This window comes from Siphonobacter sp. BAB-5385 (genome assembly GCF_002261125.1).
Lineage (GTDB): Bacteria > Bacteroidota > Bacteroidia > Cytophagales > Spirosomataceae > Siphonobacter.
Genome location: NZ_NMPS01000041.1, coordinates 36,534 through 47,676 on the forward strand (window position 1 = coordinate 36,534; position 11,143 = coordinate 47,676).

Here is an 11,143-nt window from a genome sequence, read left to right on the forward strand (position 1 = left end):
ACAGGTAGAAACTTACTTTTTCTATCAAAAGTCAAGTTTCTTTGTTTCGGGCTTCTACCTGCTGGCAGGTATGGCCGGGCGTTTTCGTTTATGTAATCTTTGCCACAGCATGTACGCCTGTCAATCCGCTTTTACTAAAGCAATCCTGAGTCGAGTCGCCTGGCTGATCCTGGCGATCGGGCTGATTCATACGGCCTGGGGGCAGGCCTTCCCTTTGCCTGAACCGCTAGTGGTCGACCGTCCATTGACTACCCTGCTGGCTCAGGAGCGAATGGTGGTATATACAGGTACTATCACTACTCCCTACGCTTTTTTGGCAGCGTTGAAGGCTCCATCAGGCGAAATAAAAACGGGCGAAGCGATGAGTGAACCCGCCTATCGTTGCCCGGAGGCCTGGATCTGCATACCGCTGGTGAATACGACGGATGAACTCCAGAAAATGGTGATGAATCTGGATCACAATCGCTGCGATACCCTCGAAGCCTGGGTAGGGCGAAAGGACTCGCTTTCGCTGCGATACGTGGGGAAACTGGACCGGGGTATGCCGCTCGGACAGCGAGCCATTCCGCTCCGGGATTTTGCCCTGCCTTTCGAACTGGCTCCCCACGATAGTCTACTATTGCTCTTGCGGAGCCGGCGTACCACCGGCGTCCATGAATTGAATCCGGTCGTTTCCACGGAAAAAGCGTTTATGATCAACCATGAAAAAGAGGAAGTTATCCGGCTCCTGGCCCTGGCGAGTGTTTTCTTTTTCATGTTTACCGTTTTTTCGCTCGGCGTGATTTTCAGGCATCGGTTGCTGATTTGCTTCGGTGTATACATGTTTCCCATTGCCCTGGGCCAGCTGAATTATAACTATTTCTTTGATGCCTTTCCGTTCCCCGCACGGCTAAGCCTGACGGCCAATTCAATTGGACTTTTTATTATTTTCATGGCAAACGCCCTGTTTCATAGCTTCGGTACGGAATACATCCGAAGTCTGGGAATCTATCAGACCGGGCATCGCTACGCAATACGTACGCTGGTGGTGGCTAATCTGATTCCCATGGGGCTGCTTCTAGTTCCCCTTAGGCCACCGCTTCAGGCATTCGTTACGGCGGCCAGTTTACTACTTACTACCCTGAATATTCTCTGGCTCTTTTACATCTCAGTACTGGGTTTTATCGAAAAGCGGGAAAAATATCTGTTCATTACTTCCACGCTGATTTTTGTTCCGGTGCTTTACAAAACCTATCTCGCAACACGCCGATCCTGAATTACAGCGTTGTTCAGCCCATCTACTACCTGTTTTTATTTGGGTATTTAATTCTGGCTCTGTTTCGTAGAGAACTCGTGAGCCGTCAGATGACCAATCAACAAATCCAGTCCGTCCACCAGGCTTTGGAAACCCTGCGGAAAACGGAAATTGAGCAGATTGGACGTAACCTGCACGACCAGTTAGGCAACACGCTGGCTTCCGCTCTAGGGTATCTGAATCTCAGGGAGCCTAACGTAACTACTGCTCAGGAGCTGATCCGAGAGGCCATCGGCGAAACCCGCGTGCTCAGCCATAATCTAGTCAGGGATGATCTTCGGCCCCTGGATGAAAAGCTGGAAGATCTCATCGAGCGGTTTAATGATTTCTCGGCTATTGCCTTCGTGTATAACGATTTCACGGAAGGTCAACTCGGGCAGTTGTCAACCCTGAAACAGGAAGGGATCTACCGGATTATACAGGAGGTGTTAACGAACATAGTCAAGCATTCCCAGGCTACGGAGGCAGTCGTACAGGTCTTTCTGAACAAAAAACTCGTACGGATTACAGTCGAAGATGACGGAATTGGATATACGTTAAATGAAAAAACGAACGGGATCGGTATCCGCAATATGTATAAACGAGCCGAACTGGCCGGGTTAATACTGACGCTGGATGGGGGCTCGGGAGGTACGCTGGTTAGTCTGGAAACGGCGATGAAAGATTAACTTACGGAAATCGTCCTTACGAATCGGGAACCTAGAATCCAAACCTGCACAAGCCATGAATATACGAACAATAATTGTAGACGATCACCACCTGTTCAACGATGGACTGGCCCTGATTTTGAAAGAATCGGGACTATTTGAAGTCATTGGGCAAGTATATGATAGTCGGCAGGCCCTGCATACCTGTCAGGCCCTGGTGCCCGATTTAGTACTCGTTGATTACAACATGCCCCAACTGAACGGGCTGGAGGTCGTGGTCCAGCTAAAATCCTTACTCCCTAAGCCGCGTATTGTCATCATCAGTATGTACGCTCAGAAAAGGGAAATCAATCGCTTTGCGGCGGCCCAGGTCGATGGCTACTTAACCAAGACAACACCCGCTGCCGAATTGATTTTCAGTCTGCAAAAAATTATGGCGGGCGACCGCATCCTTCGGGTCGATCAGCCCGGTAAGGAAGGTTCAGTGAAAGACTTTTTTGCCCTCCGGCACCAACTTACCAAACGGGAGTATGAAATTGTACTGGCTCTGAAAGCCGGAAATACAACGGAGCAAATTGCTCAGGAGTTGGGTCTGAGCTATTTGACGGTAGAAACGCACCGCAAAAACATTAACGCGAAGCTGAAGCTGGGAAATAAGCAGGAATTTTACGATTTTCTGCAAAGCTTGTAGGCAATCGTAGGGCATCCTGGCTGATCCTGAGCGAGTGATACCGGAACCAGATTAACCGGCAATTCAGAAGGAGCCAACCCGGAATTCGATTTTCGGGGCTTCCTCTGGTGTGGTTCAGGTCGCATTGAGTATAGTGGATGAAGGGATACGCAAGCAACATGGATGGAATCAAAATGTCTACGTAATCGGATGTTGATGCTAGTCATTAGAACGGCTGTTTTTTGACTTTCCTGCTTCTTCCGGGCTATATTGCCTGTAAAAGTACGATAATGCCCCCTATTCAAACCCTGATTGCCAGTCTGTTACTGGTATCCTTTTCCTGGGCTGCCCAGGCTCAGCAACTTTACGTAAAAACGTATGGCAACCAAACGGATCCTTCCGTAGTATTTGTGCACGGTGGGCCACGGGGCAATGCCACCCTTTTCGAAGCAACCACTGCACAGGTACTGGCGGATGCGGGTTTTTACGTGGTTGTGTATGACCGGCGTGGGGAAGGGCGATCCATTGATACTGGGGCAAAATTTACGTTTGACGAAGCCATTGAAGACCTGAATAATCTGGCCAATCAGCTGTCATTACGAAAATTTAGCATCATTGGTCATAGTTTTGGTGGAATCGTATCTACGCTATATACGCAAGCTTTCCCGGAGCGGGTAGAACGTCTTATTCTGGTGGGTGCTCTCGTCGACCAGCAACGGACCTATGACCATATTCTGAGCAGTGTGGCAAAGCAGGCGGAAAAGAAGCATGATACGGCTACGCTCGAGAAAATAAAGGAGGTAAAAACGCTCGATAAAAAAAGTGCGGTTTATAGAGGAAAGACGTATGAACTAGCTTCTGCGTACGGGTATTTCCGAATGCCTGCTCCGACGGAAGAGTCCGAAATCGTAAACAACCGATATACGAAAAGTGAGTTTTTTAAAGACAATATTCGTAATGACCAGGCCCCTGTAACGTTCTACAAAAACGAGAAACGCGTTACTATGGATACGACTCCTATTCTGAATAGCCTTAAAAAACGTGGCCGTAAACTCTATGCATTGTATGGCAAACAGGACGGAATTTTTTCAAAAGCACAACTACAGGATGTACAAAAGCTGATGGGGAAGCACAATTTTTATCTCATCGACAATTGTTCGCATTATCCATTTGTGGATCAAAACATAACTTTTGTGAACATCATACACAGTTATGGGAAATGAAAAGGAATGACTTTCGACACAACTAACGAGAACCTTGTCGTGCCACTCAGGTACAGTTGTGAAGAGTCAATGCCTTCGCTTCGCTTCTGGAATTGGTAACGGAATTCCGCAAAACTGGTTTTCAGACTAATAAATTCACGATAGAAAGTAGCTGATTTTCGATCCTGCAAAAGCATTGAAAGAACCGTTTCTTCATCAAAAGCTGATTGAAAGGACTTCTGGTTAACGATCCTGTTCTTCTTTTTTGGCAACTATGGTCCTGGCCAGGATTTCGGGCAAGGTGGTGTAATCAATGGGCTTGAGCAGGTGTCCATCAAACCCGCCCAGCTTCGCTACTGACCAAGCTTATAATAAGTACCAACCGATTCACCAACCGTAGTCATGATGTCAGCCGAAGCGGTTAAGGACCGGGTAGCGTCGGCCAGCTTGAAGAGAAAGGCCTGCCGCTTGCGTTCGGTAGTATTGCTAAATAGCACCGCCACCCGCCGGTTAGCCGACGTACCTAACGCAAAGACGTACACATCGAACCAGCGACTGAGCACGGGCGAATAAGCCTCAAAGCAAAGGGTCTCACCCGTGTCGGCACGTAAACTGAAGCGAGTGAATCAGGTGATAAGTTTTGTTGTAAATCCGTTCGTGCCATGCCTGAGGGAAAAGTACACCAAACCCGTTAGGTGAGTTAAACAGTAGAAAGATGGAAAGGCTTACTATGGTTCAGATTGACCCAGTTAAAAACAGAAATTCACTGAATTTTGAATCTAATCTGGTAGATAATACGCCAAAAATTTACAAAGCAATCGTTGAAGTGAAATGAGTAACAAAGCTAAAAATAGCTTTAATTACGGCAACGGACCAATCTATAAACGACGTACTGTAAAAGAATTTTAAATCAAAATTCGCTTTTTCATAATTGTTTTCAAACGCCTAACTAGTTGATTTTTCTGGTAAAAGTGCTCTTTGGAGCGGTTGATAGAAAGGTAATCTATATCTGATATGATTTACCAATGGGTCTTTTGTATTTCCTATAAAACGATCTAAAAAGTAAACATCATGTTTGTAAATGGTCGTCATTTCAGTCGCTATTGCTTATCTTGGGCATCAAGCTTACAGAATTGCAACACTAATTTTATCCCGTCCCGATGGCCAGGCAGATCCATTATGATCAGCTTTAGATTTGCTCAACTACCATCGTTAGCTTCGTTTATAGTATGGAAAAACCTCGTAATAACCCAATCCTAAGAAATTCTTTATTGATTGCCAGCTTATTGGGCTTAATCCTGACCAGTATCTTTCTCAGTCGACGTAGTGTTAATCAGATTCAGCAAGCCTCGGTCTCCATTTATAAAGATCGCCTGGTTCCAACGGCTATTATTGCTAAACTAACCTCACAGGTGTATAGCAAGCGGCTCCTGCTCGAGTCCTATATGCTTGGCAAAACCAAGCCGGAACCCAACGCCGTAACCTATGCTCTGGATCGTTCCAATCGCCAGATCGATTCACTAATGACAGAGTTCGTTGCAACCAATCTGACCCATAAAGAGGCCGAGCAGTTTGACTTACTCAAGCAACGGCTGGAAGTTTACAACCAATTAGAGGGAGACCTGACCAGGAACCTGACGGACTCGCCGCAAGCCCAACAGATTCTCTTCGTCGGAAGGGGCAATACGGCCTTCAGTCAGGTCATCCAGACACTGACGGATTTATCGGCTTTACAAGTGAAAGTTGGTCAGGAATTGCTGAACCAATCCAATGGTCAGTCGAACTACATTTATGTCTTAACCGCCCTGCAAATTGGCCTGGTGCTGTTAATTTCACTGGCTCTTTTCTGGAAGCTTTAGTGAAAAATAGAACTTTTGGCTAATCGTAAGTTCGTAATAATACGGAACTAAGCGAGTTTTTTTGCAATCAGTCTGTTAGGTAAGCTATACATTGCTAAAATCACCCCGTCTTCACGTTCCGAACCTGGGGTGATTTTTGTTTGTTTTTGATGAAAGCGTTTTCTTGCATGATTTTTTAGCAGGCACCAGTTCTGGTGCCTTTTTATTCGTATCCGTTATGCCAAACCCTACCGTTTTAATTGTTGAAGATAATCCTGATTATCAGGAGTTGCTGAAAATAGGTACGAGCGAAGTCAGGCAGCCTTTCAGTTTGAAGTGTGTTCTTCTGCGGAACAGGCCCAGCAATACTTGCAACAACCGATCTACCGGCCTTTGTTGATTTTACTGGATTACGACCTGCCCGGAATTAATGGTCTTGAGTTGCTCACTGAACTGAAAGAATCGCCCCGGTATCATCATGTACCCGTGTTGATGTTTTCTATGTTTACTTCTGAAGAGCTGAAAAATCAGGCCTACGAGCGGGGCGTGAATGCCTATTTAAGCAAACCCGAGGATCTGAGTGAGATGCTTCACTTCTGGTCTTCACTGACGATGTTTTGGTCCCGCGGTGCTCAAATACCAACTGTTAATGACTAACCCAGTTTGAGTGATCTCCTTGTTATTTGATAATCGTTGATTATTCTCCTACCTTTGACTGGTTCTAAGGGTAAATGGAATGTCCGTAGTCAAATCCATGAGTTATTTGCGATAGTTTTAATGAGAGACGATTCGTTGAATTACTGCGTTTAGCAACACATTCCCTGTTCACCGCCCTTTCTATACGAAAGCAGACCTTTGTTTTTCGCCTGAAAAAAGGAACAGCTTACCCTTTTCTGCTTCGTTCACAAAAAGCAGCTTCGGAGAGAGAGTCTGAGCGTTCCCCGGTGTATACCGTGCAACTAACTATGATCTTGAAAAAGCTTTTGATTGAACGAGTTAAGCTTTTTCGAGTAAAACAATTTCGTATAAAATTCATCAGCAGATACTAAGGGTCTCGACAGCCCCGCTCCATAAGTTCCTAATTGCTTTAGTATATGGCAGAAACATCATTTTTAATAGTATCCGCGGAAGATGACGAAGATGATCGTTTCTTACTTAGGGAATCTTTTAATGAAGCTCCCCGAAACTTTGTTTTGGAATTTGTGAATAACGGCGAAGAAGCCTGGCAACTCCTGACGCAGGCGGGTACCTGGCCTTCTTTGTTGCTGCTCGACATTAACATGCCCGGTTTGACGGGTTTGTCCTTACTGGAGCGAATTAGAAAAGATGAACAGCTGAAAACCTTACCCGTTTTAATTCTGACGACTTCTGAGGATTCAAAAGTGATTCAGACCGCTTACCGACTCGGCGTAAACGGATATGTAGTGAAACCCAGTCATTACGTAGAGTTGAAAGATTTTTGGGATAGTGTACAAAAGTTCTGGTTACAAACCACTCACTTGCCACAAAAACCTAGTTAAGTAAAACACGATGTGTCAATAAAGGCTCTTCAGACACGACCTGAAGAGCCTTTTCATTGGCTGGTAAGCGTAAATAGGTTGATTGAAGCAGCGTGGGTTCAGGCCTAAGCGAAAACCCTTGAGTTCTGGATTTACGGGCTTCCATGCCGGGTCCGCGATCGTAGACGAGTTCACTCTGGCAGCAATCTCCAGTGTATACGCTTGCCTGACGGGCAACGTAGATTAGGATGAGTATAAAGAAGCTAGTTCATACGAGCCGATACTTGTTCGGGCAATACAAAAACGGCCTACTGTTTCCAGTAAACCGTTCTGCTACCTGGCCAGGCCCCCCTGGGCCGGTAGTAATGCTCTTCATAAACTGAATACAGCTATACGGATACTTTGCTCAACCAGAGTAAACCCAGGGTAAGGATTATAAAAGTTTTAAGTTGAAATTCAAGCTAAACACTACCTCGCATCACAAACGATGGACTGTTTGGAAAGTATCAATAAGAAAAGGAAGATTAATGGATTACAAACCCGCCATTAGGCTGTATCTCAACCGTTAATTCACCATTCTGCTTGATCTGAACTTCTTTTGTGTAGGTTTCTTTAGAGGCGTTGTCATTGCATAGCTGAGCCTTTTTTCCCGCCAACATGGGTAGCTGGATTTTCAGGGTCAAAGGGTCGTTTTGGGCATTGACGCCCGCGATGTACCACTGGTTTCTGTGGCGGCGGGCAATCACGGCGTATTGGCCCGGATAACCATCTACGTAAACCGTCTCGTCCCAAACGGTAGGTACTTTCTTCAGGAAGTCCAGTTCAAAGGCAGGTACATCGGTTAAGTTATTGGGCGTAAGTCCAAACATCTGAACCGGGTTCTGGAAAAGCACAGCCGTGGCCAATTGGAAAGCGTCCGTCGTTAAACGCTTGTTACGCTCTTTGTTACTCTTGGTGAGGTATTTATTAAGCAATACACCTCCAAATTCCATACTGCCCACGGTATTCCGAATGAAAGGATGCAGAGAAGCGTAGATAGCCTCATTGTTGCGAGTATCCTGCGAGAAAATCAGCATCTCCGAAGCCAGTACTGCTTCGCTACCCACATAGTTTGGGTACATGCGTTCCCAGCCTCGGGGCAAGGTAGTACCGTGAAAATCAACCATGATGTGATAATCATTCGCATCGGAAAGAATGTCCTCGTACAAACGCATGGTTTCCTGCTTATCTCCGCCAAAAAATCTACTTTGATCCCTTTTACCCCTACCTGTTGCAGCCACTTCATTTCTTTTTTTCGTTCAATGGCCGTACTCATTTTATTGTGGGGTCCTTGGGGTGCATCATTAGCGGATCCGTTGGAATTGTACCATAAAAAGGCTTCAACGTTCTTGGAGCGAGCATAGTCGAGCAGTTGAGCCATGCGTTCTTTGCCAATCTTCGTGTCCCATAGGGCATCCATCAGGATATACTCGTAGCCAAGCGTACTGGCCAGATCGATAAATTTTACCTGATCCTCGTAGTTCATACTGGCATCCTGCCACACAATCCAGCTCCAGGTTGCTTTTCCGTATTTGTAAGGCTTGGAAGCCTGATACAGGGGTTCTACCAGATCAAAAGGAATCGTGGTTTCTACAATCGGTTGCAGGTTCTGACCCACGGTAATGGTTCGCCAGGGGGTAGCACCGGGCAGGGCGACGGCCGCCCCGGAACTACCAAAACCGTTGTTCTGGGCCATACTCGGATACGCAATGGTGTATAGTCCATCCTGATACTGACTCAAATGCGAAGCACAAAACTGACTGCTTACTCCGGTTTCAGACAACAATACCCAGCCCTTGGTTCCCATGCGAAACAAACCAGGAAACACATATCCTTCGGGCCGTGAAGGCTGACCGGTCATGGTTGCGTCGATACTGTATCCACTTTCGTAACTAGGGGTAGTACGGGCAAAACCCGCCATGGGCTTCATGTTGGGAGAAAGAAAGGTGGTTGTGACCGATGGAAACCGGTAGCCCGTTAGTTCTTTCTCAACGACACAAACCGTACGGTCCTTCCAGCGTGGCAGTTCATACCGAAAAGCCACATCGTGGTCACTGACCTGAAAAACGATGCTGATTTTATTTTTCTGGGCATTCTCGAAGTGACAAACGAGTTTATTCGCCGTGTAATGAATGGCTGACTTCTTAATTCGATCCTGCGTATACTGCTTGTCTACGTTGGATTCCTCTTTGCTCAGAAACGTTAGCCCAGTGGAGAAATCGGCTTCATTCGTTACTAGCCCCAACGGAGATTCTTCAAGCATTGGCGTGCCTTTGTATGTCACTTTATACGTGAGCTTTTCCGCCTGTAAAGAGAGGCTGACTACAAGGGACTTGTCAGGACTTTCAGCTGTAATGACTTGAGCGAATAGACCCTGAAAACTAAGGATCAGGCTTAAAGCAAGGGTAGCAAACCAGAATTTCATTGAACGAATTTTCAGAAGGGTTTGAAGAAATAACCAGGACCCTCAGTACTGAATCATGGCAAATACATTCGACCACCTACGATAGAATGGTGCCGTTTCACGCAATTAGCGAAACGTTTCGTATGCTGAAGATTCAACTACCAGAGAGGCTTTATTCAGGGCAATCGTGTGAAATAGATGCCTGCAAAGTACCTGGTTTCAGGGTAACAGGGCCAGCGGTGTATTGACGAATAGTGACTATATTTTGATAATTTATTAGCTTTTACTCTGTTTTTTGGTAAAAATTATAGAATAGTACCTGAACATTGTTCAAAGATTACAATCGTTACCAAACAGTAATCTCATTCAATACTCTTTTATTGCTTAGATGCATTAGTTCTCAGTCAACTGGCTAATTAGATCAGCGATTTGATTATGTAATTGTTCATAATCAACCGTACGTTTCTTTCGTTTTAGCGGCGAAAACGATGTACAAACGAGCGTTTCGCTCCCGTTCTTTGACCTGACCGTTTCTGACGCGTCGTTTTACTTTCCTGGTAATTCGTTTGGAGGCCTCGAGTGTAAAGTATCCCTTTTTGCCTCGATGCAATTTTAACTCATCAGTTTTAATCGGTTGCTCGAAATCAATGTAATACAGGTCAGGAGTACTCCAGCTACCGTAGATTTTCATTTGTTCACTGACGTAGAGTTTGAGGCCCTGGGTGGCATTGACATGCGTATCATACCTGAAGCCCATGACTCCCCCGGTAAAGAAGGCATGTTCTTTGATCAGTCGTGCAAGTATGAGGGCGTTAGCCGAACGGGAGCCAGACACGTCCGTGGACTGGTACTGGGCCGAAGCGTTCGAAATAGAGCAGAACGCCATTAGTAAACCAAAGAAAAGGCAAGAAGCAGGGTGTGGGTATTTCATACAGATAGGGTTAGAGGTAGAAATGGATCACTGGCCGATCAGAACACTATTTTGGGGCTTAATCTACTGTTGATAGGGAGTAAATCGTGGGCTTTAAGAATCTGCTGTGGTATGGACAAATCTTTCTACGAAGAAACTAATTTCTGTCATTGAATCTATAGGGAAAAGGTTATTTGTTTGGGTTCGAACCGTAATAAGCTCTTAACTTAAAAATCCGCCCCTCCTTCTCAAGGATTCAATGACTAGTGTTGTAACAATCGATGTAATTCGAATTTTAGTAACGATTTGAAACAACAAGTACGATTTGCAATCGATTACAGCTTGGACAAATTTTAACTTACTTATTGGCTTTAAAACGTTTTTATTACGTTATTAAATCGGAATACTATATTTTATAGTCTCTTTCCTGTACTATCTTGAAACTCATACATTGAAATCATAACTATTTTATTATCTGGATTAATCTAATTGAATCACTGAAAAAATTGCAACGGAAGAATATCAACTTTTAAACCGCTTCTAATTCAGGCCTGTTACTTATCCTTAGCCCAGCTTGTCCAGTCCCAAACTCTTGGCCAGGTATTTGGTGCGATTCTTGGGGCCTTTCCCCTTGGCCGTT

General features: G+C 45.3%; 9 protein-coding genes and 2 pseudogenes. 7 read left to right on the forward strand and 4 right to left on the reverse strand.

Annotated elements, in window-relative coordinates; all coding sequences use genetic code 11:
• Positions 1 to 109: 109 nt before the first annotated feature.
• From BWI93_RS03905 to BWI93_RS03920, 4 genes are all read left to right on the forward strand, one after another.
• A complete protein-coding gene (locus BWI93_RS03905; RefSeq protein WP_094808849.1) occupies positions 110 to 1,255 on the forward strand; it encodes a hypothetical protein in 1,146 nt (381 codons plus the stop codon).
• A gap of 89 nt (positions 1,256 to 1,344) precedes the next feature.
• Positions 1,345 to 1,962, forward strand: a complete 618-nt coding sequence (locus tag BWI93_RS03910) for a sensor histidine kinase (RefSeq protein ID WP_094808850.1) — start codon at positions 1,345 to 1,347, stop codon at positions 1,960 to 1,962.
• A 55-nt stretch (positions 1,963 to 2,017) separates the two neighbouring features.
• On the forward strand, positions 2,018 to 2,632 hold the full coding sequence (locus BWI93_RS03915) for a response regulator transcription factor (RefSeq protein WP_094808851.1): 615 nt from the start codon (positions 2,018 to 2,020) through the stop codon (positions 2,630 to 2,632).
• Positions 2,633 to 2,901: 269 nt separating this feature from the next.
• A complete protein-coding gene (locus BWI93_RS03920; protein ID WP_094808852.1) occupies positions 2,902 to 3,834 on the forward strand; it encodes an alpha/beta fold hydrolase in 933 nt (310 codons plus the stop codon).
• A gap of 332 nt (positions 3,835 to 4,166) precedes the next feature.
• On the opposite strand, the gene BWI93_RS03925 is transcribed toward BWI93_RS03920, so the two are convergent.
• Positions 4,167 to 4,376 (reverse strand): hypothetical protein, encoded by a 210-nt coding sequence (locus BWI93_RS03925; RefSeq protein WP_094808853.1) that lies wholly within the window; start codon positions 4,374 to 4,376, stop codon positions 4,167 to 4,169.
• A 666-nt stretch (positions 4,377 to 5,042) separates the two neighbouring features.
• On the opposite strand from BWI93_RS03925, the gene BWI93_RS03930 reads away from it, so the two are divergent.
• The 3 genes and pseudogenes from BWI93_RS03930 to BWI93_RS03940 all read left to right on the forward strand — a co-directional run bounded on the left by BWI93_RS03930 (position 5,043) and on the right by BWI93_RS03940 (position 7,171).
• Positions 5,043 to 5,672, forward strand: a complete 630-nt coding sequence (locus BWI93_RS03930; RefSeq protein ID WP_094808854.1) for an MCP four helix bundle domain-containing protein — start codon at positions 5,043 to 5,045, stop codon at positions 5,670 to 5,672.
• A gap of 309 nt (positions 5,673 to 5,981) precedes the next feature.
• A pseudogene (locus BWI93_RS03935) lies at positions 5,982 to 6,308 on the forward strand (response regulator); the annotation flags it as partial.
• 437 nt (positions 6,309 to 6,745) lie between these two features.
• Positions 6,746 to 7,171, forward strand: coding sequence for a response regulator (locus BWI93_RS03940; RefSeq protein WP_094808856.1), 426 nt, complete (start codon positions 6,746 to 6,748; stop codon positions 7,169 to 7,171).
• Positions 7,172 to 7,674: 503 nt separating this feature from the next.
• On the opposite strand, the gene BWI93_RS28495 is transcribed toward BWI93_RS03940, so the two are convergent.
• The 3 genes and pseudogenes from BWI93_RS28495 to BWI93_RS27400 form a co-directional block, all read right to left on the reverse strand.
• A complete protein-coding gene (locus BWI93_RS28495) occupies positions 7,675 to 8,019 on the reverse strand; it encodes a glycoside hydrolase family 97 C-terminal domain-containing protein (protein WP_255157717.1) in 345 nt (114 codons plus the stop codon).
• Positions 8,008 to 9,614 (reverse strand): annotated as a pseudogene (locus tag BWI93_RS03945) (glycoside hydrolase family 97 catalytic domain-containing protein); the annotation flags it as partial. The pseudogene BWI93_RS03945 and the gene BWI93_RS28495, both read right to left, overlap by 12 nt.
• Positions 9,615 to 10,044: 430 nt before the next feature.
• On the reverse strand, positions 10,045 to 10,524 hold the full coding sequence (locus BWI93_RS27400; protein WP_141217348.1) for a hypothetical protein: 480 nt from the start codon (positions 10,522 to 10,524) through the stop codon (positions 10,045 to 10,047).
• Positions 10,525 to 11,143 lie beyond the last annotated feature (619 nt).

Bases quoted from the DNA above. Each gene is read 5' to 3' on its own strand.
- BWI93_RS03920 (WP_094808852.1), top strand. From the start codon at position 2,902: ATGCCCCCTATTCAAACCCTGATTGCCAGTCTGTTACTGGTATCCTTT.
- BWI93_RS03910 (WP_094808850.1), top strand. From the start codon at position 1,345: ATGACCAATCAACAAATCCAGTCCGTCCACCAGGCTTTGGAAACCCTG.
- BWI93_RS03930 (WP_094808854.1), top strand. From the start codon at position 5,043: ATGGAAAAACCTCGTAATAACCCAATCCTAAGAAATTCTTTATTGATT.
- BWI93_RS03905 (WP_094808849.1), top strand. From the start codon at position 110: ATGTACGCCTGTCAATCCGCTTTTACTAAAGCAATCCTGAGTCGAGTC.
- BWI93_RS28495 (WP_255157717.1), bottom strand. From the start codon at position 8,019: ATGTTTGGACTTACGCCCAATAACTTAACCGATGTACCTGCCTTTGAA.
- BWI93_RS27400 (WP_141217348.1), bottom strand. From the start codon at position 10,524: ATGAAATACCCACACCCTGCTTCTTGCCTTTTCTTTGGTTTACTAATG.
- BWI93_RS03940 (WP_094808856.1), top strand. From the start codon at position 6,746: ATGGCAGAAACATCATTTTTAATAGTATCCGCGGAAGATGACGAAGAT.
- BWI93_RS03915 (WP_094808851.1), top strand. From the start codon at position 2,018: ATGAATATACGAACAATAATTGTAGACGATCACCACCTGTTCAACGAT.